20 protein-coding genes and 1 pseudogene are annotated in these 21907 nt (G+C 72.3%); 13 read left to right on the top strand and 8 right to left on the bottom strand.

Annotated elements, in window-relative coordinates; genetic code table 11:
- Nucleotides 1-114 precede the first annotated feature (114 nt).
- From IO30_RS0132190 to IO30_RS0132175, 4 genes are all read left to right on the top strand, one after another.
- A complete protein-coding gene (locus IO30_RS0132190) occupies nt 115-852 on the top strand; it encodes a MerR family transcriptional regulator (protein ID WP_031148906.1) in 738 nt (245 codons plus the stop codon).
- Nucleotides 853-985: 133 nt separating this feature from the next.
- A complete protein-coding gene (locus tag IO30_RS42345) occupies nt 986-1489 on the top strand; it encodes a type 1 periplasmic-binding domain-containing protein (protein ID WP_157853413.1) in 504 nt (167 codons plus the stop codon).
- Complete coding sequence (locus IO30_RS42340) at nt 1486-6753, top strand: tetratricopeptide repeat protein (protein WP_051902706.1); 5268 nt, start codon at nt 1486-1488, stop codon at nt 6751-6753. The genes IO30_RS42345 and IO30_RS42340 overlap by 4 nt, the downstream gene beginning before the upstream one ends.
- Before the next feature lie 164 nt (nt 6754-6917).
- A complete protein-coding gene (locus tag IO30_RS0132175) occupies nt 6918-7595 on the top strand; it encodes a DUF4232 domain-containing protein (protein WP_031148903.1) in 678 nt (225 codons plus the stop codon).
- A gap of 17 nt (nt 7596-7612) precedes the next feature.
- Here IO30_RS0132175 and IO30_RS0132170 read toward each other — a convergent pair whose 3' ends face one another.
- Nucleotides 7613-8128 (bottom strand): nuclear transport factor 2 family protein, encoded by a 516-nt coding sequence (locus tag IO30_RS0132170; protein ID WP_031148902.1) that lies wholly within the window; start codon nt 8126-8128, stop codon nt 7613-7615.
- Between the two features lie 288 nt (nt 8129-8416).
- Entirely contained in the window at nt 8417-8803 is a 387-nt protein-coding gene (locus IO30_RS41280) for a hypothetical protein (protein ID WP_051902704.1), read from the bottom strand.
- Nucleotides 8804-8901: 98 nt separating this feature from the next.
- Here IO30_RS41280 and IO30_RS0132155 point away from each other — a divergent pair, with 98 nt between their 5' ends.
- On the top strand, nt 8902-10215 hold the full coding sequence (locus IO30_RS0132155) for a hypothetical protein (RefSeq protein WP_031148900.1): 1314 nt from the start codon (nt 8902-8904) through the stop codon (nt 10213-10215).
- Here IO30_RS0132155 and IO30_RS0132150 read toward each other — a convergent pair.
- The 4 genes from IO30_RS0132150 to IO30_RS0132135 all read right to left on the bottom strand — a co-directional run bounded on the left by IO30_RS0132150 (nt 10162) and on the right by IO30_RS0132135 (nt 13446).
- Entirely contained in the window at nt 10162-10647 is a 486-nt protein-coding gene (locus tag IO30_RS0132150) for an ester cyclase (protein ID WP_063768235.1), read from the bottom strand. The genes IO30_RS0132155 and IO30_RS0132150 overlap by 54 nt on opposite strands.
- 100 nt (nt 10648-10747) lie before the next feature.
- Complete coding sequence (locus IO30_RS0132145; RefSeq protein ID WP_051859657.1) at nt 10748-11965, bottom strand: acyltransferase family protein; 1218 nt, start codon at nt 11963-11965, stop codon at nt 10748-10750.
- A gap of 154 nt (nt 11966-12119) precedes the next feature.
- Nucleotides 12120-12545: a DUF3592 domain-containing protein gene (locus IO30_RS0132140; protein WP_031148895.1), complete on the bottom strand. Its 426-nt coding sequence runs from the start codon at nt 12543-12545 to the stop codon at nt 12120-12122.
- On the bottom strand, nt 12535-13446 hold the full coding sequence (locus IO30_RS0132135; RefSeq protein ID WP_051859656.1) for a hypothetical protein: 912 nt from the start codon (nt 13444-13446) through the stop codon (nt 12535-12537). The genes IO30_RS0132140 and IO30_RS0132135 overlap by 11 nt, the downstream gene beginning before the upstream one ends.
- A 239-nt stretch (nt 13447-13685) precedes the next feature.
- Between IO30_RS0132135 and IO30_RS0132130 the strand changes: the two genes are divergently transcribed.
- The 8 genes from IO30_RS0132130 to IO30_RS0132095 all read left to right on the top strand — a co-directional run bounded on the left by IO30_RS0132130 (nt 13686) and on the right by IO30_RS0132095 (nt 20723).
- A complete protein-coding gene (locus IO30_RS0132130; protein WP_031148891.1) occupies nt 13686-14531 on the top strand; it encodes a CAP domain-containing protein in 846 nt (281 codons plus the stop codon).
- 275 nt (nt 14532-14806) lie between these two features.
- Entirely contained in the window at nt 14807-15373 is a 567-nt protein-coding gene (locus IO30_RS47320) for a hypothetical protein (RefSeq protein ID WP_234321851.1), read from the top strand.
- Between the two features lie 337 nt (nt 15374-15710).
- Complete coding sequence (locus IO30_RS42335) at nt 15711-16505, top strand: thioredoxin family protein (protein ID WP_051902702.1); 795 nt, start codon at nt 15711-15713, stop codon at nt 16503-16505.
- A 144-nt stretch (nt 16506-16649) separates the two neighbouring features.
- Entirely contained in the window at nt 16650-17105 is a 456-nt protein-coding gene (locus IO30_RS41270; protein ID WP_051902700.1) for a TlpA disulfide reductase family protein, read from the top strand.
- Nucleotides 17102-17887: a cytochrome c biogenesis CcdA family protein gene (locus IO30_RS0132110; RefSeq protein WP_031148885.1), complete on the top strand. Its 786-nt coding sequence runs from the start codon at nt 17102-17104 to the stop codon at nt 17885-17887. The genes IO30_RS41270 and IO30_RS0132110 overlap by 4 nt, the downstream gene beginning before the upstream one ends.
- Nucleotides 17888-17965: 78 nt before the next feature.
- Nucleotides 17966-18556 carry a hypothetical protein gene (locus IO30_RS0132105; RefSeq protein WP_157853412.1) on the top strand — a complete coding sequence of 197 codons (591 nt, stop codon included), beginning with the start codon at nt 17966-17968 and terminating at the stop codon, nt 18554-18556.
- Between the two features lie 44 nt (nt 18557-18600).
- Entirely contained in the window at nt 18601-19326 is a 726-nt protein-coding gene (locus IO30_RS0132100) for a response regulator transcription factor (protein ID WP_031148881.1), read from the top strand.
- Nucleotides 19323-20723 (top strand): sensor histidine kinase, encoded by a 1401-nt coding sequence (locus tag IO30_RS0132095; RefSeq protein WP_031148879.1) that lies wholly within the window; start codon nt 19323-19325, stop codon nt 20721-20723. Before IO30_RS0132100 ends, IO30_RS0132095 begins: the two co-directional genes overlap by 4 nt.
- Before the next feature lie 39 nt (nt 20724-20762).
- Here the strand turns inward: IO30_RS0132095 and IO30_RS0132090 are convergent, their stop codons facing one another.
- Together IO30_RS0132090 and IO30_RS0132085 are read right to left on the bottom strand one after the other, a co-directional pair.
- Nucleotides 20763-21515 (bottom strand): SAM-dependent methyltransferase, encoded by a 753-nt coding sequence (locus IO30_RS0132090; protein ID WP_031148877.1) that lies wholly within the window; start codon nt 21513-21515, stop codon nt 20763-20765.
- 118 nt (nt 21516-21633) lie between these two features.
- Nucleotides 21634-21907 (bottom strand): annotated as a pseudogene (locus IO30_RS0132085) (aggregation-promoting factor C-terminal-like domain-containing protein); the annotation flags it as partial.

Here is a 21907-nt window from a genome sequence, read left to right as displayed (position 1 = left end):
CTGCCCGAAACCGACCTTCTGCAACACCCTGTAGGGGCGGGGCCGGAAAGGGCCACCGGGTCACAGCACTAGACTCGGCACCCGACCACCTTGCACGAAGGCCCTAGGAGGACGGTGCTCACGATCGGCCAGCTCGCGGCAACCGCCGGGGTGAGCGTGCGCACCGTCCGTCACTACCACCACGTCGGCCTGCTGCCCGAGCCCGAGCACGATGCCTCCGGCTATCGCAGGTACAGCGCGCAGGCGGCGGTGGACCTCATCCGGATCAGGACCCTCGCCGACGCCGGGGTGCCCCTGGCCCGGATCGACGCACTGCTGCATGCGCAGCCGGCCGAATTCACCGCGGCCGTCGCCGACATCGACCTGGAACTGCAGCGCAAGATCGACCGTCTCACCGCATACCGCCGCCGCATCGCCGAACTGGACAGCGGCGAAAGGCTCGTCCTGCCCCCCGAGGTGGTCGCCGTCCTGGACCGGATGCGCGGTCTCGGGGTCAGCGAGCGGCGGGTACGGCTCGAGCGCGATGCGTGGATCCTGATGCAGGCACTGGATCCGCAGGTCATGCCGCAGCGGATACGGGAGAAGAACGCCGGCTTCGACGACCCCGAGACGACGCGGCTCTACCTCGCCTGTGATCAGTCGGTCGACTGGGATCCGTACGATCCGCGCCTGGACCGGCTCATCGACGACCTGGACGCGTGGGAGATCGCACACGCACGGGACGACGACCGGGCCGGATACCTGAAGCTGGTCTCTTCGCGGATCTCCGAGGCATCACCGGCATGGCGGCGCATCGTCGAGGCGCTCGCCCACCGCGCCAAGCTGCGCCGAACCGCCGGGCACGACGGCTGAAGCATGTCCCGTGCACCTCTCGGGGGAAGGGCCGTGGACCCGTCGTCGCTCAGACATCCACCCCCCGTCGATGCCTGAGCGGGCACACTAGTGTTCTCGGGGAGCATGAGCCCCCACGGGGAGGGAGAGCACTGTGGATCCTGCCGTTGTGACCGTCGCCGCCACCGCCGCGACCACGCTCGTCGCCGCCATGACCACGGACGCCTGGGGCCACGCCCGGCACGGTTTCGCCCGGCTGCTGGGCCTGGAGCGGCGCACCGAAGGGGCGGGCGGCGCCGAGGAGGAGCTGGAGCGGGCGCGCGCCACCGTCCTCGCCGCCCGTGACCACGGTGACGCGGCGCGGGAACGGGCCGTGCTCGACCTGCTGACGGCCCGGCTCGGTGCGGTGCTGACGGCGAACGCGCACCGTGCGGACGAGGTGGAGGAGTTGCTGCGCCGGCTGCTCGCCGAGAACCTCTCCGCGGACGCGCAGATCCACGCTCTGAGCGAGGTGCTGAAGGAGCGCGGGAACACCGTCTACAACCAGTGGGTGGACAACGGCGGCGGCGGTGCCCAGGGCCCCGGGGCCGTTGTGACGGTGAACCATCACCACTACGCGCCCGGCACCCGGACTCCCGGGAGCACGGGTCAGTCGTGACGGGGAACCGGTACGAACAGCGGGTGTCTCCGGGCGGAGCGGGGGCGCAGGGGCCGTACGCGACGGCGACGGTCAACAACTACTTCGGTTCCCGCCATCCCACGCTGGAGGAGTTACCCGCCCCGACCGCACCCGACGCGGCCTGGCTGATGGCGCAGCCCAGCCGGCTGCTCGACGCGCGCAGTCACGTCGTGCCCTTCACCGGCAGGGAAGCCGAGTTGGAGCGGCTGCGGGAGTGGCGGGACGCCGGTGGTGCACGGCTGTCCGTGCTCCTCCTGCACGGCCCCGGCGGGCAGGGCAAGACGCGCCTGGCCACCGAGTTCGCCGAACGCTCCCGGGATCCGGGGCTCCCGTCCGGCCGGCGGTGGTACGTCCTGCAAGGGGGGTTCCGGGGCGCCACCACCGGCTTCTCCCCCGTCAGCCACGGCGCCGCCGCCTCCCCCGACGACGCGGCCGGAGTGCTGCTCGTCGTCGACTACGCCGACCGGTGGGTGCACAGCGAGCTGGAACGCCTGCTGTCCGAGCCCCTGCTCCACCAGCAACGGCCCACCCGGGTGCTGTTGATCGGGCGCACCGTCCGCTGGTTCGCGGCCCTGCGCGGCTCGTTGGGCGAACGCCGGGCCGCCGTGGACGACTTGCTCCTTCCCGACCTGGCCGTGGACCGGCCCCGCATGTTCGCCGCGGCCCGCGACCGCTACGCCGCACCTGATCTGTACGGAGTTCCGGACGCCTCGGGCGTGCGGCCGCCCGGCTCGCTGGAGCACCGCGAGTTCGGTCTGACGCTGACCCTGCACATGGCGGCACTGGCTGCCGTCGACGCCCACGCACGCGGTCAGCAGGCTCCTGCCCGGCCGCACGAGTTGTCGGCGTACCTCCTGGACCGCGAGCGTCTGGCGTGGCAGCGGCTCTCCGAAGCCGGGGTCCACGGGCAGGACTTCCGGACCAGGCCCTCCACCATGGCCAAGACGGTGTTCACCGCCGCCCTCACCGGAGCGGTCAGCCATCGCACCGGCACCAGGGCCCTGCGGACGCTGGAGGTGCCCGGCGACCCTCAGGAACTCATCGCCGACCACCGCTTCTGTTATCCGCCCGCCGACCGCGACCTGGTCCTGGAACCGCTGTATCCCGACCGGCTCGCAGAGGACTTCCTCGGCCTGCTGTTACCGGGCCACGACATCACGGGCGACGACCCCGACCCGTGGACCCTCGATGCTCCCGCCGCTCTGACGGAAGAAGGCAGGCTCCGGTCCGTCGTGGCCCCGCGCACCGTCACCATGCTGGCGTCGGCCGCCGCCCGCTGGGCGCACGTGGGCCGCAAGGTGCTGTATCCGCTCCTGCGGGCCGATCCCGGTGTGGCGGTCGAGGCGGGCAGTCCCGCCCTGACCACGCTGGCCGAGCTCGGCGGCACGAATCCGTACGACGGCCGCCTCGACGCCGAGCTGCTGTCGGTCCTGGAGGCCGTCGAGGACCGGTTGCCGAACGGCCGCCACGCCGACCTGGACATCGGGATCCTCGCCCTCACGGAAGTCCTCATCCCCCAGCGCCTGGCAGCCACCACCGACCCCGGCCGGCTCGCGTGGCTGCACGGCACGCTGGCGTGGCGTCGCGACAATGCCGGGCGCAGGCAGGAGGCGCTCGTCGCCACCGAGGAGGCCGTCCGTCTGAACCGGCTGGCGGCCGCCGCCGACCCCGGGTACCGCCGCCACCTGGCCGTCTCGCTCAACAACCTCAGCGGCCGGCTGTCCGCGATGGGCCGTGAGGAGCAGGCACTCGCCGCGGCCGAGGAGTCGACCGCCATCAGCCGTACCCTGGCGGGTACCGGCGCGGCCGCCGACCGGGACGCCTTGGTGGCGTCCCTGACGAGTCTCGGCGCCAGGCTCCATGCCCACGACCGCCGCGACGAGGGGCTGGCCGTCACCCAGGAAGCCGTGGACCTCTGCCGTGAGCTGGCCGGGGCGGACCCCGCCGCCCACCGCCCGGGCCTCGCCGGACTGCTGAGCAATCTCGGCCTGGGGCTGTCGGCCGTGCACCGCTACGAGGACGCACTGCCCGTCATGCGGGAGGCCGTCGGTCTTCAGCGGCAGCTGGCCGAGGCCGACCCCGCCGCGGAACGCCACCACCTCGCCGCGTCCCTCACCAACCTCGGACACGTGTCCTTCAAGGCGGGCCGCAAGGAGGAGGGCCTGGCCGCCGCGGGAGAGAGCGCCGAGCTGTACCGCCGTCTCGCCGAGGCCAACCCGGCTGCCTTCCAGCCCGATCTGACGAAGGCGCTGATCAACCTCGGGACCAGCTTGTGGAACTCGGGCTTCGAGGAGGATGCGCTGGCCCCCGTCGAGGAGGCCGTGGACATCCAGCGGCGGCTGGCCGAGACGCACGCCGGAGCGCACCGGGCCGGTCTCGCCATCGCCTTGAGCGGACTCGGCGAACAGCTGGCCGCGGCGGGCCGTGCGGCACAGGCGCTCGCCGCCACTCGGGAAGCCGCCGACCTCTACCGGCAGATGGCCGAGGCGAACCCCACCATCAACTCCCCCGACCACGCCCGCGTACTGAGCGACCTCGCGCACCGGCTGGCCGTCGAGGACCTGAGGGAACAGTCGCTGGCCGCCACTCAGCAGGCCACCGACCTGTACCACCGCATTGCCGAGGCCCACCCGGCCACCGACCTCCCCGACCTGGCCCGTTCGCTGCGCAACCTCAGCTGGACGTTCGTTTCGGTGGGGCGCATCGAGGAGTCCATAACCTCCTGTGAGCGGGCAGCGGCCGCCTACCGGCAAGCCGGCGACCTGCGTCAGGCCGGGGAGGTCCTCTCCGCGTTGGGCCGCGCGATGATCGGCATGCGGCGCTTCGAGGACGCAGTGGCTCTCAGTGAGCGGGCGGCCGCCCTCTTCGCCGGGACCGGCGACCGCACTCCCGAAGCCGCGGCGCTGGTGAACCTGGGCAACGCCCTCGCCAACGCCGGAAGGGGCGAAGAGGCGATCGGCGTGTGCGAACGGGCCGTGGACATCTTCCACGAAACCGGCGAACGGTACCTGGAGGCCGCAGCGTTGACGAATCTGAGCAACGCCCTGACCAGCCGGAAGCTGTTCGCCGAGGCCGCAGCGGTGAGCGAACGCGCGACGGCCGTCTTCGAGGGGACCGGCGACGACCGCCAGGGCCAGCCGCTCCACAACCGCGGCAACGCCCTCCTCTCCATGGGCCGGGCCGAGGAATCCATCCTCCCGACGCAACAGGCTGCGGACATCTACCGCGACAAGGGCGACGTCCACAACGAAGCGGATTCGCGGTTCAACCTCGGCGACGCCCTGTCGCGGACGGAGCGCTACGGGGAATCCGCCGACGCCTACGAACGGGCCGCCCGCCTCTACCGGGAATCCGGGGACACCGCGCTGGAACGGCGGGCGCTCTTCCGGCTCGGGACCGTGCTGCTGCGCACCCAGAGGTACGAGGAGGCCGCCACCGCCAGCGAGCAGGCCGCCGCCCTCTACCGCGAGGCCGGTGACCGGCAGGGCGAGGCGGAGGCCTTGATCAACTTCTCCGGTGCCGGTGGGCTGGTGGGGCGGCTGGACGAGGCCGTGGCCGCCGCAGAGCGCGCCGCCGCCCTGTGCCGCGAGACGGACGATCCGAGGGGTGAAGCCGACGCCCTGTCCAATCTGAACGAGGCCCTGGCGAGGGCCGGACGCTTCGAGGAGGCCATCGGCGCCGCCGAACGGGCCCTGGCCCGCTACCTCGAACTGGGAAACCGCGAGCGCGAGCGCGTGCTGCTGCACAGCCTCGGCATCAGCCTCTTCGCGGTCCGGCGCTTCGGGGAGTCCGTCGCCGCCTATCAGCGGGAACTCTCGGTCTGCCGGGAGACCGGCGAACTCGCCGGCGAGGGCCCGGCGCTGCACGGCCTGGGTACCTCCCTCGTGGCCGCCGACCGCTTCGCGGAGGGAAGGTCCGTCCTGGAACAGGCCGCCGTACGGTACCGCGAGGCCGGTGACCACAAGGGCGAGGGCCTGGTCCTCGACCGGCTCGCGGCCGCGCTGCGCGGCCTGGAACGGCCGGACGAGGCCATCACGGCGCTGCAAGGGGCCGCCGACGCGTTCCGCTCGGCCGGGGACCGCTCGGGCGAGGCCCAGGCGACGGGCGAGCTCGGCAGCGCCCTCGGCGAGGCAAAACGCCACGCGGAGTCCATGACCGCCAGCCGCCGGGCCGCCGATCTCTACCACGAACTCGGCGACCGCGGCCACGAGGCCCTGGCTCTGGTCGGCCTCGGCAGCGCGCTGGAGGATCAGGGCCGGTTCGAGGAGGCCGTCCGCCACTGCTCGCGAGCCGCGGCTCTCCACCGCGAGAGCGGCAGCCACTCCGGCGAGGCCGACGCACTGCGCCACCTCGGCAGCGCCCTCGCGGCCCTGGGGCGGCCGGAGGAGTCCATCACCGCGTGGCGGCGCTCCGCGGAACTCTGCCGGGAGTCGGGCAACTCCCAGGGCGAGGCCCTGACGCTGTACGGCATGGGCGCCACCCTCCTGGACCTGGGCCGCTACGAGGAGGCCGTGGCCGCCAACCAGCGGGCCGCGGAGGTGTTCCGGGCCGTGGAGGTCGCCGCGGCCGAGGGGAGCGCGCTCCTCAACCTCAGCCGGGGCCTGCTGAAGCTGGAACGCTTCGAGGAGGCCATCACCGCCTGTGGGCGGGCCGCCGTCCTTCAGCGTGCGATCGGTGACCGCCCCCGGGAGGCGCAGGCGCTCTACCACCTCGGCGCGACCCTCTTGAAGGTGGGCCGGCCCGAGCAGGCCGTCCCGGCTTGCCGGGAGGCCGCGGCCGTGTCCACGGAGATCGGCGACCGGAGCACCGCGGGCTCGGCGCTGTACAACCTCCTCGACGCGCTCTTGAAGACGCAGCGCTTCGAGGAGGCCGTCTCCGCCGGCCTCGCGGCCGCCGCTGCGTTCGGTGCGGCCGGCGGGGACGGGGCGGCCGAGGTCCACACCCTGTCCCGGCTGGGCACCGGCCTGCTGGAATCCGGGCAGAAGGACCTGGCCGTCCCGGTGCTCCGGCAGTACCTCACCACCTGCCGGCGGGCCGGGGACCGCTCCCGTGAAGCCCAGGCGCTCCTGCTGCTCGGCGCCACCCTCGTCGACGTCGGCCAGTACGAGGAGGCCATCGGCGTCACCGAGCGGACGGCCGACCTCTACCGGGCGCTCGGCGACACCAGTGCTGTGGAACTGACGTTGAGCCACCGGCGGATCGCGCTGCAGGCGCTGGGGCGGGGCGGCGGGCGCAGCCGCTGATGCCGCCCGTATGGAGAGGGTCGTGTTCCTGAGGCCGGCGCGACGGAACGGTCACCGCCGTATACGCGAGCTGTAACGGTCCCTGCCGGGGCGTGAATGGGCGGCCGGGGCGGGCATCCCTCTCCAGACCGATCCCAGCACGTCAGCAGCCACGGGGGCTCGTGATGCGCACCTTCCGCAAGACCACCCGGACCCGGGCGTTCGGCGCCCTCGGCCTCGCCGCCGCCTCGCTCCTGGCCGCCACGGCCTGCGGGCCGAGCGACGACAAGGCGGGCGCCACTCCTGCGCCGAAGTCCTCCACCTCCCCTTCCGCTTCCTCCTCGGCCTCTCCTCCGACATCGCCTTCCGCTACCGCGCCGGCCCGTCCGGGCGAGGCCGAGGGCGAGCCCACGGGCATCGACGGCAACTGCCCCGACGAGTACACCGACGTCAAGGTGGAGTGGGCCGTACCGCCCGCCAAGGACGACTCGAAGCTCCTGCTGGTCGTCACCAACACCGGCACCGAGCCCTGCAAGCTGCGGAGCCATCCGGTACTGCGGCTGGAGGACGGGCAGGGCCGGGTCGTGGGGGTCTTCAAGAACTCCGGCCCCCAGGCCGAGGTGACCCTCGCCCCCGGCAAGGAGGCGTACGCGGGACTGCTCCTGCGCCAGAGCAACAAGGACGTCAGCACCCTGGTGAAGAACATGGCCCTCGCGCCCCACGGCCAGCGCCCCGACACCAACACGGGCGAGGGCGTGCTCCTGGAAATGCCGAAGGGCGGCGTGTACGTGGACGACAAGGCCCGGGTGACGTACTGGAACAGCAGCTCCGAGGCCGCGGTGTCCCCGCTGTTCGCCCACTGACCCGCAGGGTAGGTCCGTCAGGTGGTGGGCGGAGTCCAGTCGGCGGGCAGGCCGGACTGGGTGAGGACCGTCGCCAGGCTGTAGTGGTCCTGGTCGGAGGTGATCCGGCAGTGGTTCCTGTCGAGGTCGAGCACGGTGGTCATCGGCACGGCGAAGGGTTTCGGTGCGCCCTTGAGGTGGCCCGAGTAGACGGCCCGGACGGTGACGCGATCGCCCTGGAGCCGGGTGCCGCGGATGCTGACGTGGACGTCGTCGATGAGGGTGTCGGCACGCGCCTTCCAGCCGGCGATCTCCTCGGGGCCGCGGAAGGTGACGGCGATCGCCTCGTCGGTGTAGGTGCCGTCGGCGGTGAACAGGGCGCCGAGGGCCTGCGGGTCGCTGCCGTTCCAGGCGCCGGCCCAGGCGGCGACGACCCTCGCCGTGCGCCGAGCGGTGTCCTGCGCGGCGTAGGCGGTGGTGGCGGGGGAGACTGCGGAGCAGAGGGCTGCGGCGGCGGTCAGCACAGTGATGGTGCGGAGCGTGCGGCGGGTCATGGTCGGTACTCCTTCGGATGCCGGTGTGCGGGTACGGCACACAGACTCCTGTCGGCCGCTGTCCACTTTCCAGGCCCTGGAGGGGCGGTGACTGCCCAGCGCTGTCCACACCTGTCCATACCTTTCCACCGCGTCCGCAGCCCCGAGCACGGCATGGACCACGGCCGATCCGACGCCACGCGCCGGTGGTCGTGGTGCACGCCGAGCAGGCTGAGGTGCGGCACCCGAGTGGTGCCGATACGGCCCACGGCCACGTCCGGATCGAGGACGAGCTGGACGTTCGGGCGGTCAGGTGAACAGGTCCTGGCCGGTCGCCCAGCGCACGGCTTGCCATTCGGCGCGCTCTCGCTCGGCCCAGAGCCCGGTGCCCGGGTACGTGCTCAGCCTGCGGTCCAGGTCCGGACTGTAGACGGCCCGGACGCGGAAGTTCTCCAGGTGGATCACGCGGGCGACCACCCCGATCAGGCGGGGCGAGCCCCGATGGCGCCCCACCGCGAGCGCATCGCCGAAACCCAGGTCCCAGCAGGGCGTGGCGAGCCAGACCTTGCCTCCCGCGGGGAAGTGCTTGGTGCCGCTGCGGACTTCGGTCCCCTCGGGGCCGTAGGGGACCTCGCGTCGGACGTTCGCGACCACGGCGTAGCCGTACGAGTGCGCCGTCTCGGGTCGTGTGCTCATGGCGCAAGTCTCGCCAGTTCCGGCCGCTCCCGCGACGGGAATTGCGCTGCGCCTCCCCCCGAAGTCCGGTGTCAGTGGCGTGCGCCAGGATGAAGCACATGATCCAGACGTATCCGTTGGCCCTGCCGGGCACTCTGGTGGACCACCACCGCATCGACCTGACCGCGCTGTACTCGACGGGCTGGGGCGTCCAGGCCTACGACGTCGTCGGCGCGCCGAACGGCGACGTGTACGCGCTGTACGGGGTGTACCGCCACACCTACGGGGTGCCCGATGACGAACAGGATCCGCAGAAGGCCGGCTTCGGGTACCGGATCATCACCCGGTACGCCCCGGACGGCGAGGTCGTCGCGAGCGCCCTGTTCCGCTCGGACGGCGCCGGTGAGCCCTCCGCCGTGGTCGACGGCGGCGACATGAGTCTGTGCGTCTTGCCGGACGGCGTCCTGGCGATCAGCGCCCTCCCGGACAACACCACCCTCGTCGCGCCCGACCTGAGCCGGGTGCTGGCCGCCTACGACTCGAAGGACCGACGGCCCTTCGGGGAGTCCGCGCCGGGCAACGCCTTCGCCACCTCGATCGGCGTCACCCCCTCGGGACGCCTGCTGTGCACCGTCGCCGAGTACGGGGTGTGGCGGTACGGCAACCTCCTCACCAACATCGTCGGCGTGGCCGACGGCGCCCTGACCGCCACCTCCCGGCCGGTGATCCAGGCGATCGCCTCGCTCGACCCACAGCCCGCCCACCAGAGCGAGGCCGACTTGCGCGCGCACGTCCTGCACGGGGGCGCGCCGATCGGTGTGGCGAACCGGCCCCGGCCCGCGCTGACCGAGCTGGTGGCCGGCGAGGACCGCCTCTCGAAGTGGGAGCGCTCGCACGTGGGGCGACCGGTGGCCCTGGCCGAGGACCTGTTCGTCGTCCCCTTCTACGCCGAGACCTTCCGCGGCGGCAGCCGTGGCCAGCCCTTCGTGTTCGCCCTCGTCGACGATCGGGGCGAGATGACCGGACGCCTCGCCGGGCTGCACGAGTGGCGTGACTCGCCCTTCACCGGCTTCTGCTTCGAGCTGGCCGGTGACCCGCACCGGGGCCACGCCTTCCACCTCAACCGGTACGGTCTGTACGCCTGGAACCGGGCGGGGGTACTGCGCGCCAAGCTGGACACCGACTCCAAGGCCTTCAAGCCTCTGACCCACTTCACCCTCGGCGCGTGCACCCCCGACGGCGACCTTCTGCTGGTCCACACCAAGCAGCACCTGATCCTGCGCGTACCGGCCCAGGACGACCTCACCGACCTCGCGGGCGCGGTCGAGGAAGCCCTGCGTGCCTACGCCCGGCAGCGCACCGCCTTGAAGAAGCAGTGGTCACCCGTCAACTGGCACTGGACCCAGACATCCGCGCCGACCCACCGCCTCTGATCCGGCGGGGGCGGGCGCGATCTGCTGCATGAGGCTGATCATGTCCGGGGCGACCCACTCCTCGGCGATCTTGTCGCCTTCGATGCGGTAGATCTCGATGCTCCGGAAGCCGACCTGCCGGCCGGTCGCGGCGACCCCTTGGAAGGTGCCCCGGTGCGTCCCTCGGAACCGGACCCGCACTGCCACCCGGTCGTCGAAGCCGAACATGTCCTCGATGTGGATCTGCAGGTCGGGGAAACCCTCCCCCATGGCCTGAGCTCCCGACCGCCATGTCTGCGGACCGTGCAGCGGCTCGGGGAGCCCGGGGACGTTGGCGATGAAGTCGGCCGTGAGCATCCCGACGCACGCGTCCAGGTCTCTCCGCTCCAGGGCCTGGTAGGCCGTGCGCAGCAGGGCCAGGTTCCTCTCCGTGGTGGTGTCCGTCTCGGTCATCTCGGTTTCCTCTCCAGGGGACCGCTCCGATCCGCCTGGTTCTCAGTAGAAACCCTGCCGCTGCGTCGAGGTCAAGAGCCGAGCCCCGCCTGAACCGGCTTCACGGACTGCTTCGGGGGGTTTCGGGCGGGGCCGTCGGGCGTTGGGCGGACGCGGCGGCGTGGTGGGCGCAGGCGCGGTCGTCGTGCGAGGCGGTGGGCTGGGCCGGGATCCTGGGGAGGGTCGCAGGGAGTTGGGGCGTGGCCGAGCGGATGTCCCGCATCCCGCGACGGAGTTGGTCGCGCAGCACCCGTCCCAGCGGGCGTTCGACGAAGCGGTGGATGCCCCAGGCGAGGACGAGCATGAGCGTGGTGACGCCGAGCAGCAGCGGAACGGGTGCCATGTCGTTCCGGAAGCGGTGGATGAGGGTCAGCCCGGCCATCATGTGTATCAGGTAGAAGGGGTAGGTGAGCGCGCCCACGTGCGGCAGCCAGGACCACTGGACGCGGTCGAATGCGCCGAGTGCGATGGCCCCCATGCCGAGGAACCCGATCGCGATGATCACGTGCGCGGGCCAGGCGGGTGTCTCCTCGGTGAGTCCGCGGCCCAGGTTGGTGACCATCCTGCCGTGCACGTAGTGCTGCGCGAGGAGGAACTGGAGACCGATGACGGCCCACAGCACGCCGCTGGGGCCGAACCGTCGCATCAGGTAGAAGGCGATGCCTGCGATGAAGTACGGGGAGTAGGACGGGACCGCGAAGAACGACAAGGTGAGATTGTCCACTCCGGGAGCCACCGCACCGGCCAGGGTCCACAGGCCGCAGAAGAGCACGCAGTTGCGGTACGTCACCCCGCGTACGACGACGACCGCGAAGAGCACGTAGAACTTGAGCTCCACGAAGAGCGTCCAGTACGCCTGGTCGACGTTCGGTACGCCGACTCCCCCTTGGAGCATCGAGAGGTTCACCACGACATCGCTGAAGGCCTTCAGCGGGCTCACGTCGGGCCAGGTGAACAGCACGAGGGCGGTGAAGACGATGCCCGCCCAATAGGCGGGGAAGAGCCGGGAGATCCTGGAGACGGTGAAATCGCCCAGGGTCCGGCCCCAGGCGCTCATACAGATCACGAACCCGCTGACCAGGAAGAACACCTCGACGCCCAGCCAGCCGTACACGGCGAACGGGCGTGCGCCGGGGAAGACGTCCTCGGTCGGTTCGCCCCACCCGCTGTCCAGGGCGACGTAGTGGTAGAAGACCACGGCGGCCGCGGCGAGGATCCGTACCCCGTCGAGCACCGCCAGACGTGGCCCCGTTCCCCGCACGGCACTGCCCGCACTCATCCCTTGACCGCTCCTGTGTGTTCGGCGGCCGGTGGCCGCTGCCAGACAGGGCACTGTACAGGTGACGCAGAGCGACGTTCTGGGGATGGTGTTTCAGGTCACGGTGACGGTCGCGGTCACCGGTCGCGCACGATCGTGAGGTCAGAGAGCGAGGTCAGAGAGTGAGCACGCGGACGAGCAGCACCGTCAAGGTGCCCGCCGTGAATACCGACCCCAGCACGGTGAACAGCAGGTTCACGGTTGCCACGTCCCAGCCCTGGATCTCGAACCGGCTGGGGTCCTTCGGGTCGTAGCGGACCACGGCGGCGGCCCCGACGCGGAAGGCTGCTCCGACGGAGCCGCGGCCGAACCTGGACGCGTACTCGCACTCCCGGCCGTCGCGCGTCGTCCAGGCTGCGACCGGGTGGTAGTACCTGGCTCCTTCGTCGCCCCGATGGACCTCATGGCGGACGATCCGCCCCCCAGCGGTGACACCCGTGCGACGGATCGCGCTCGACCTGCGGAGTCCGTACACGCCGAAGCTGAGGGAGAGCACGCCGATCGTCAGCGGGATGAGGGAGAAGAGCCATTCACGTTCCATACGTAGTGCGACGCTCGCACGGGGGTGCCGGTTGCAGCGCGCTGTCCGCCGCCGGGACGATCTCCCAACTGCCCCGGGTCACATCGAGTACCGCGGTGTGGTCGACGTGTCCGGGCGGGCCCTGGCCCAGGCGCCACCGCTGCGGGAGGGCGGAGAGGTGGATGGTCACCAGGGTTGCCGACGCGGCCGCGATGACTCCGATCCAGTGCGGGCTCTCGCGGAGCAGAGGCGCCAGCGTCGCGATGTCCGGTTCGGGCAAGGCCACTGACGAGCTTGCACCGTCACCGACCAGTGCAGAGCCGGCCATCAGGGCCAGCAGTCGGCTCAGGAGCGATGCGGGCATGGTCGGATCTGTCGATTCGAGAAACACGTAACAGTCGTCATGCCCGGAGTACCAGAAGCGCGATCCCTTGAGACGGGGCAGGACGGGTTCGTCCAGGTCAGCCGTTCCGAGGACCAGGGCGATCTCGTCGAGCTGGTCCTGGGTCGGCGCCGTCGGCACGTCGATCAGGGACAGCTCGTAGGGCGACCAGCCGTCGAGGAACCGGGGCAGGCTGTCGCGGTGCACCGCCACGATCTCCTCCCCGAGTCCGTCGGCGGGAGTGGCCCATTCCCCGATGGGGTGGACGGTGAAGCCGACCCCCTGCTCCGTGGCGATCGATGACGTCGGCCACTGCTCGTAGTCCTCGTCCAGGAAGCTGTTCGTCGCGACGTCCACGATGAGCACCGTGTCGTTCGCCCCGCGGCAGAACACATCGGTCAACTCGCACGCCTGGGCCGCCGAAGCACTCATCTGCCACGAGCCCCCGGCATCACGGACGCTGAAGCTCAGCGGGAACGGCGACCGTTCCATCCCGACGCTGTTGGCGTTGAAGGCCCCGCTGATCCCGACTTCGACCACTGCTGCATCCCCTGTCGCTTCGCACGCCGCCGTGAGCGGCGCGGACCATCATCCACCGGCAGCCGGGGCGGTCCCGCGCCGGGACGGCTTGGGCCCATTGCCTGGCTTGTCCCTGTGTCGATTCTGCGGGCTTCCTTAAGGGACCCTGAAGAACCCCTCCAGGGCGATCTTTTCGCTGGTCACGGGCCTAGGCTCGGGCGGACTCCCCTCCTCCCCCTCTCCAGTGAGGTGTTAACGGCATGAGCCGCAGCCGAACTCCCGCAACCCCGTCCCGCGTCGAGGCGCGCCGGAAGAAGACGGCCCGCACGCGCATCGTGCTTTCCGTCACCGCGGCTGCCGCGGTCGTGGCGGTGGGGGTCGCGATGGCCGACTCCGACGGTGGCGCCCGCACGGACCAGCGGGCCGGTGGCACGGCCGGTACGGCGTCCGGCACGGGATCGGCGACGCCGACGGCTGGTCCCACCGAGGCGTCCCCCTCGGGTACGCCCGACGCCTCGGCCTCGGCGAGTGCGAGCCCGTCCGCGACGCCTGACGCCGGCGCCACGGAGTCGACCCCTGCGGCCGAGCCCACGACGCCGGCGAGCAGTGCTCCGGCCAAGCCGGAGGCGGCCAAACCCGCCAAGCCGGCGGTCAAGCCCGCCCCCACGAAGGGCAGTGGTTCCGGCGGCTCGGGCAGCTCGGGCGGTTCCGGCACCGTCAACGCGGATGCCGAGTCCGCGGTCCTCTCGCTGGTCAACAAAGAGCGGAAGGCGGCCGGTTGCGACCCCCTGACGGCCAACGCGAAGCTGAACGCCGCCGCACGGGCGTACAGCGACACCATGGCCCGCAGCGGCGTCATGTCACACACCGGACCTGACGGTTCCACCATGACCAGCCGGGTGGAAGCCGCCGGGTACGCGTGGTCCCGCCTGGGCGAGAACATAGCCCGCGGGCAGTCCGACGCCGACGCGGTGATGAACGCCTGGATGAACAGCTCCGGGCACAGGGCCAACATCCTCAACTGCGACTTCCGTGAGATCGGCGTAGGCCTCCACAAGGGCGACGGCGGCCCGTGGTGGACGCAGAACTTCGGCACCGGCAAGTAGCAGAACGGCTGCCGAGAGGGCCGGCGCAGCAGCCCCGTCGGCCCGCCGAACGGCTCCGGCACGTCCTCCGGCCCCTACGCGGGGTACGGGGGACGTCTGCTTTTCACGGACCGTCGGCGCCCCGTCGGACGGGGCCCGCGCCCCGGTCCGGCCGCCCGTCCGACCGCGCCCGCCCACAGGCCTGCCCGCGACTCTCCAGGCCCCAGCGGTGGCCCCTGCCGGTCTTCGGGGGGAGCCGGTTACGGGCAGCCCGGTGCGTCGGCCACTATGGGGCCGTGCCCCGAACTCCGCGCTACCTGCTCATATGGCTGTCGTGCACGGCCGCCAGCGTGACCGCCGTGCTCGCAACGGTCCAGTTCGTGGTCGGGTCGACCAGGCATACGCCCCCCGTCGCGCGCTCCGCCCCGGTGGTCATCGACACGCCCCCCGCCTGGCAGGCGGGGAGCCCGTCGCCCGATCAGGCCTCCGCGACCCCGACCGCCTCCGCGAGCCCCTCGCCCACGGTGACGCAGCGGCCCTCCTCCTCGCCCGCCGCGCCCTCCCCCGCCAAGGCCTCGTCCAGCGCCCCGCGGACCGTTGCGCCGAAGCCCGCCGTCGACTGCGAGCAGGGCGGGGCGGGGCTGCACACCGTCCCCTCGCAGGGCGGCAAGGTCACGGTCCGCTACGGAAGCCGGGGCGTGTGCCTGATCTCGGCGGTCCCCGGCCGCGGTTTCAAGACGGCCACCTCGCAGACCGCCGACGACACCCTCACGGTCACCTTCACCAGCGGCGACCACCGGTCCGACATCACGGCGACGATCACACCGGGGGCCAAGGCCAGCGTCCGCGAGACCTCGTTCTGACACCAGGGACGCACGGTCGATGCGCCCCGCCCGAACGCTCCTGCCCCTTTTAGGGCGTTCAGGGTCCTGTGTGCGCTCATGGGCCGGGTTCAACCGGGTTCAACCGGGTTCCGCCGAAGCGGAAGGTGAGCTGTTCCTTAGGGCAACCTCAAGATCGCGCCGACACGGTTCCGCAGGCCCTGAGCGGTCCTATGCTCGCGTCAGCCGAGCGGCCCTCGGCACCGGGGCACGAAACCCCGGTGGACCTCCGGGCCTCCGGTTTCACCGAGCAGGGGTGCGCTTCGCCCACCTCGCAGTCCGAACCTTGCCTTGGGGTGTCTCCGCCATGAGTTCTCGCATGCTCCGATCCGTCCCCGCCGAACGCCGTACGGCACCTACCCGCTCCACCGCACCCCTCGGAATGCGCCTGCCGCTGGTCGCCGCGGCCGTGGTCGCGGCCGGACTGACCGCCGCCTGCGGGCCTTCCTCCGAGCCCGCCGGATCCTCCGCGGCGGCCACGGCCCGGCAGTCCCCGTCGGCGCTCCCCACCGACACGGCCTCGGCGACCCCCTCCTCCGAGGCCTCCCCCACCGCATCCGCCTCGCCGTCCGCTTCCGCTTCGACTTCCGCCGCCGCCACGCCGAAGGGCTCCTCGCCGAGTCCCTCCCGCACGGGCACCGGATCCGGGTCCGGGTCCAGTGGCTCCGGCGGAACGCCCACGAAGCCGCCGCGGACCTCCGCCGCGCCCGCGCCGGCCCGCGGACCCGGCCCCGGCTACGACAGTTCGGCCGACGCGCAGAAGCAGATCGACGCGGCCCTGCGCGCGGCCAAGGCCGACGGGCGGATGGTGCTGCTCGACTTCGGCGCGAACTGGTGCGGCAACTGCAAGGCCGCCGACAAGGTGTTCGCCCAGCCGCAGACCTCGGCGCTCCTCGGGGCCTCGTACCACCTCGTCAAGGTCGACATCGGCGGCAACAGCTCCGCCAACTCCGCGCTCCTGCGCAAGTACAGCCCTTCGGGCGGGACGTACACGATGCCCGTCCTGGTGGTCGTCTCGCCGTCCGGCACGCTGCGCACCGACACCCACGTCACGGGCAACCCGCCCCTGACCGCGGAAGGCATCAACTCCTTCCTGCGCACGTGGGCGTCGTGACACGACGGGGACGTGCGGCCGTCGCCGTCCCGGCCGGCGCCGGTCTCGCGGTGGCGGCGGGCCTGATCCTGACCGGTCTGGTCACGCACGACGGCGACAGCGGGGCGGCGGCCGCCCGCCCGGGCCGCGGCCGGGGCCACGGTCGTGGACCCCGGGGCCCGCGAGAAGGCGCCCGCACTGGCCGGCGAGGACCTGGACGGGCGAGCGGTCTCCCTCGCCGGGTTCCACGGCCAGGTCGTCGTCCTCAACGTCTGGGGCTCCTGGTGCGCTCCCTGCCGTGCGGAGGCCGACGACCTGGAGCGGCTCAGCAGGCAGACCCGGGGCGAGGGTGTCCGCTTCCTCGGGATCAACACCCGGGACCGGGACCGGGCCGCGGCTCAGTCGTTCGTACGTGCGCACGAGGTGAGCTTCCCCAGCCTGCACGACCCCGACGGCGAGCTCCTGCTGCGTTTCCCTCCCGCGGCGCTCAACCCGCAGGCGATCCCCTCGACCCTCGTGATCGACCGCCGCGGACGCATCGCCGTCTCCATCGGGGGCGCCGTCACCGCCGGGCAACTGCGGCCCCTGCTCGACCGCGTGGTGGAGGAGGGGGAGGGATGACGGCGGTCGTACAGGTGCCGCTCGCCGCGGCCGCGGACGCTTCCTCGCTGGTCAACGGGGCGCTCGTGATAGCGGCCCCGGTGGCCTTCCTCGCAGGGCTCGTCTCCTTCCTCTCGCCGTGCGTGCTGCCGCTCGTACCGGGCTACCTCAGTTACGTGACCAGCCTGTCGGTCGCCGACCTGGCGGACGCGCGCGGCGGGCGCCGCAGCCGCATGGCGACCGGCGCGGTCCTGTTCGTCCTGGGGTTCACGGTGGTACTCGTCTCGGGCGGCGCCCTGTTCGGGTACTTCGGCCGCACCCTGCTGGCCCACCAGGAGGCCGTGACCCAGGTGCTCGGTGTCCTCACCGTGCTCATGGGACTCTCCTTCATGGGCTTCCTGCCGGGCTTCACACAGCGGGAGTTCCGCAGCCACCGGCGGCCGGCGCTGGGCCTCGCCGGAGCTCCCTTGCTGGGGGCCGTGTTCGCGGTCGGCTGGACCCCGTGCATCGGCCCCACGCTGGCCGCCGTCCAGGCGCTCGCCTGGACCGAGGCGAGCGCGGCCCGCGGAGCCCTGCTGATGGCCGCCTACTGCCTCGGGCTGGGGCTGCCGTTCGTCCTGGCCGCCGTGGCCTTCCGGCGCGCTCTGGGCGCCTTCGGCATCGTCAAACGGCACTACCCGTGGGTCCTGCGCATCGGCGGGGGCATGCTCGTGCTCGTCGGCGTGCTGCTGGCCACCGGTGCATGGAACGACGTCGTCTACCGCATGCAGGTGTGGAGCGCGAACTTCGACCCGGCCCTGTAGGGCCCGGGCGCCGTCCGTCCCCGGGGCGCCCGACCACTGATCCGACAAGCAACTCATGACGCACGCAGAGGCATACAGATGAACATTTCCACACGGGTGAAGCGCCGGCGCCGCGCCCGCATCGCGGCATCCCTCGTCCCCCTGGCCGCGCTCGTGGCCTGCGGCGGGGCACCCGCCGGATCGTCCGGCGGGGCGGCAGACGGTCCCGTCCCCACGACGCGGTTCTCGGAGAACGGGGTCACCGTCACCCTCTCGGTGTCCGACTGGCAGGCCTCGAAGGGATCTGTGACGGGAACCCTCACGGCGGTCTTCACCCCCGAGGCGCAGGGGTTCCACCTCTACAGCACCGATCTGCCCCCCACCGGCATCGAGGGCGTGGGCCGGCCGACCACGGTGGGCGTCACCGGCGTCCTCGGTGCGCAGGGCGGGCTGCGGACGGACGCGGAGGTGCGGTCGATCGCGGTGCCCGGGGTCGACGCCCCGGTCCCCGTCTACCCGGACGGCCCGGTCACCACGACGCTGCCCGTCCGCGCGACGGGCAGCGGGGAGGCGACGGTACTGCTCGGCTACGCGAGCTGCAGCACGCGGGACGGCTGCACCATCCCGGTGTCCGACCGCCCCGTGCACCTGCGCGTGACGGACGACGGCCCGGCGTTCGTCACTCCCTGACCCCTGTCCGACTCCCCGCCCGGCCGAGCCCCTAAGGTGTCCGCATGCCGAGCGTCCTGGTCGTGGAAGACGACCCCAGCATCCGTCAGTCACTCATCGAGGTCCTGACGGAGCAGGGGTATGCCGTCCGCAGCGCGGCCGACGGCTTCAGCGCGCTGCGCGAGGTCACGCAGTCGCCCGTCGACGCGGTGGTCCTCGACCTGGGACTGCCCGATCTCGACGGAGGTGACGCGCTGCGCATGATCCGCGGGATCTCCTCCGTACCCGTACTGGTGGCCACCGCCCGTGACGACGAGGCGGAGATCATCAACATCCTGAACGCGGGCGCCGACGACTACCTGGTCAAACCCTTCTCCGGGGGACAGCTCCTCGCCCGCCTCTCCGCCGTCCTGCGGCGCACCAGCAGCGCCCACCCGGGCGGCGGCGTCGCGGCCGGGGCAGCGGTGGCTCCGGCCGCCGAACCGCTGCGCCCGACCACGGTGGGCGAGCTGGCGGTGGACCCGGGCGCACGCACCGCGTACCTGGCGGGGCAGGAACTGCGCCTGACGCGACGGGAGTTCGACCTGCTGGCGTTCCTCGCCCACCACACCGGCCAGGTGGTCTCCAAACGGCGTCTGCTGACGGAGGTCTGGCGCGAGCCGTACGTGGACGACCAGACGGTCGACGTGCACCTGTCGTCCCTGCGCCGCAAGCTCGGCGAACGCGCTTCGGCGCCCCGCTATCTGCTGACCGTCCGCGGTGTCGGCATCAAGCTGGTGGCACCCCGTTGAGACGCTCACTGGCCGGAGTGGCGCTCGCGGTGACCTCCATGGTCGCCCTCTCCTTCCTCATACCGCTGGCCGCCCTGGTGATGTCACTGGTCAAGGAACAGGGCGTCACCGCGGCCGAACAGCGTGCCGCGGCCCTGGCGCCGGTGCTCACCCTGACCACGGATCCGGACGCCCTGCGGGAGTCCGCGGCGAGCCTGGACGCGGCCGAGCACCTGGTCGTGCACCTGCCGGGGGCGGCGGCCCTGGGCACCTCCAAGGCCCCCGCGGCCCTGCTGGAACGGGCACAGCGGGGGCGCGAGTCGATATCGCAGGAGGTCCCTGAGGGCTGGATCTGCCTGCAGCCGGTGGTGCTGCCGGGCGACGAGGTGGCCGTCATCGAGAACTTCGTGCCCCAGGCGGAACTGACCCGCGGGGTGGCTCAGTCGTGGGCGGTGATGCTGTTCCTCGCCGTGGGCCTGATCGCCGGGTCCGTACTGGTCGCCGACCGTCTCGGGGCGAAGGTCGTCCGCTCCTCCAAGAAGCTCGCGCAGGCGTCGCGGGCGCTCGGCCAGGGCGATCTGGACACCCGCGTGGACCCCATGGGCCCCACGGAGCTGAGGGACGCGGGCGTCGCCTTCAACGCGATGGCCCACCGGATGAACGAACTGCTCGCGGTCGAACGTGAACTCGTCGCCGACCTCTCCCACCGGCTGCGCACCCCGCTGACCGCCCTGCACCTGGCCTCGGAGCGGATGGCGGGCACACCGGAGTCGGCCAGGGTGGAGGCGGCGGTCGGCGAGCTGGAGGCGGAGCTCGAGGCCATCATCGCCGCGGCGCGCACCCCGCTCGCGGTGGGCCCGATGGGCCAGGGCATGCTCGGTACGGAGCCGTCCGCGGGGCAGCCGGCGCGGCAGTCGGCGACCGGGCCCGCGTCGTCGGGCCCCCGCTGCGAGGCAGCGGATGTCGTCCGCCGCCGGACCGCCTTCTGGACGGTCCTGGCGGCGCAGCAGAACCGGTCCTGCTGCCTCGACCTCACGCAGGAGCCGACGGCCGTGGGCCTGAGCGACGACGACGTCGCCGCCGTGGTGGACGCGCTGATCGGCAACGTCTTCCGGCACACGGCTGCCGGGACCCCGTTCGGCGTCCGTGTCGTCCGCACGGCCCAGGCCGTGGAACTGGTCGTGGAGGACGGCGGACCGGGCATCCCGGATCCGGACCGGGCACTCTCCCGCGGGAGCAGCACCGGTTCGACGGGGCTGGGGCTCGACATCGCGCAACGGGCCGCGAGCGCGACCGGCGGCGCGATGCGCATCACCCGCGGGCCGCTCGGCGGGGCCCACATCACGGTGACGTTCGCCCTGGCCCCGCCCGCCCCGTCCGGGCACCGCTCCCGCATCTCCCGGCGCCGACGGCGGTAGGACCCCCGGCCACTCAGGCGAGACTCTGCCCGGGGGCGATTACGGCTGGGTGGTCCGGCGCAGGAGCAGGGTCACGAACCCGAGGGTGCCGCGGTAGCCGTGGAGCCAGGCGTTGCGGTGCTCGGCCGCGGCCTTGAGGGCGTGAGCGTTGTCCGGGTCCTCCCGGTGGTCCAGGGCCCAGCGGGAGAGGGATCCGGTCCAGGACCACTCGTAGTCGTCCCATTCCCGGAGGGTGCTGACGTGCCCGAAGAGCGGGGTCCAGCCCTCGGCCGAGATGCGGTCGACGGTCGTGGCGAGGCTGTCGTAGTCGTCGGCGGCGAAACCGGCTTCGAGGGTCTTCCGGTCGGGTTCGCGTTCCCAGAAGCAGTCGCCGAGGAGGACGGTGCCGCCGGGGGCGAGGTGCCTGCGGGCGGCTTGCAGCGTGGGGAGGAGGCCCCCGAAGGCGTGGGACGCGCCGATGCTGAGGACCAGGTCGTAGGAGTGCGGGGAGGTGAACTCCTCGGCGTCCTGCGCGTGGAAGGCGATCCGGTCGCCGAGTCCTGCGGCGGTGGCGGCGCGGGTGGCGGCGGCGATGGCCTCGGCTGCGTTGTCGACGCCGTCGGCGCGAAGGCCCGGGCGGGCGGTGTGGGCGCGCATGAGCCAGCTGCCCGATCCGCATCCGAGGTCGAGGGCCCGGGCGTCGCCGCCCGCCGGTAGGGCCCGGTCGAGGAGCGCGTGCACCGATTCGTCGCTCAGCGGGGCGGCGATGGGGTGGTCGGCGTGGGCGAGGAAACTGATCCGTTGGCGGTCCATGGAGGCATCCTGCCTCGCGCCCGCCTGCCGGGTCTCCCGGATATCGGGCCGGCGGCGCCTACCGACCACCGCCTGCCGGATACGCAAAAGCGCCCGGCGGGTCGTCCCGGCCGGGCGTGTACCAGTGGTGGGACTGCCAGAAGTCCCAGGCGCCGACGGGGCTGCCGTAGCGGGAGTTCATGTAGTCCAGGCCCCACTTGATCTGGGTGGCCGGGTTCGTCTTCCAGTCCGAGCCCGCCGAAGCCATCTTCGAGGCCGGCAGCGCCTGGACCAGGCCGTACGCACCCGAGGAAGAGTTCGTGGCGGTGTGGTTCCAGCCGCTCTCACGGGAAACGATGTTGTTGAACGCCGCGAACTGCGCCGGGTCCTTGATCATCTGCTGGGCGATCGCC

The organism is Streptomyces xanthophaeus (assembly GCF_000725805.1).
Classification (GTDB): Bacteria; Actinomycetota; Actinomycetes; order Streptomycetales; family Streptomycetaceae; genus Streptomyces; species Streptomyces xanthophaeus.
Note: the sequence above shows the minus strand (reverse complement) of the source record. Positions and strands in the feature narration are given on the sequence as shown.

Bases quoted from the DNA above. Each gene is read 5' to 3' on its own strand.
- IO30_RS0132170 (WP_031148902.1), bottom strand. From the start codon at position 8,128: ATGACCCGCCGCACGCTCCGCACCATCACTGTGCTGACCGCCGCCGCA.
- IO30_RS41280 (WP_051902704.1), bottom strand. From the start codon at position 8,803: ATGAGCACACGACCCGAGACGGCGCACTCGTACGGCTACGCCGTGGTC.
- IO30_RS0132150 (WP_063768235.1), bottom strand. From the start codon at position 10,647: ATGACCGAGACGGACACCACCACGGAGAGGAACCTGGCCCTGCTGCGC.
- IO30_RS0132100 (WP_031148881.1), top strand. From the start codon at position 18,601: ATGCCGAGCGTCCTGGTCGTGGAAGACGACCCCAGCATCCGTCAGTCA.
- IO30_RS0132090 (WP_031148877.1), bottom strand. From the start codon at position 21,515: ATGGACCGCCAACGGATCAGTTTCCTCGCCCACGCCGACCACCCCATC.
- IO30_RS0132105 (WP_157853412.1), top strand. From the start codon at position 17,966: ATGAACATTTCCACACGGGTGAAGCGCCGGCGCCGCGCCCGCATCGCG.
- IO30_RS0132130 (WP_031148891.1), top strand. From the start codon at position 13,686: ATGAGCCGCAGCCGAACTCCCGCAACCCCGTCCCGCGTCGAGGCGCGC.
- IO30_RS0132155 (WP_031148900.1), top strand. From the start codon at position 8,902: ATGATCCAGACGTATCCGTTGGCCCTGCCGGGCACTCTGGTGGACCAC.
- IO30_RS0132145 (WP_051859657.1), bottom strand. From the start codon at position 11,965: ATGAGTGCGGGCAGTGCCGTGCGGGGAACGGGGCCACGTCTGGCGGTG.
- IO30_RS42335 (WP_051902702.1), top strand. From the start codon at position 15,711: ATGCTCCGATCCGTCCCCGCCGAACGCCGTACGGCACCTACCCGCTCC.
- IO30_RS0132140 (WP_031148895.1), bottom strand. From the start codon at position 12,545: ATGGAACGTGAATGGCTCTTCTCCCTCATCCCGCTGACGATCGGCGTG.
- IO30_RS0132110 (WP_031148885.1), top strand. From the start codon at position 17,102: ATGACGGCGGTCGTACAGGTGCCGCTCGCCGCGGCCGCGGACGCTTCC.
- IO30_RS0132175 (WP_031148903.1), top strand. From the start codon at position 6,918: ATGCGCACCTTCCGCAAGACCACCCGGACCCGGGCGTTCGGCGCCCTC.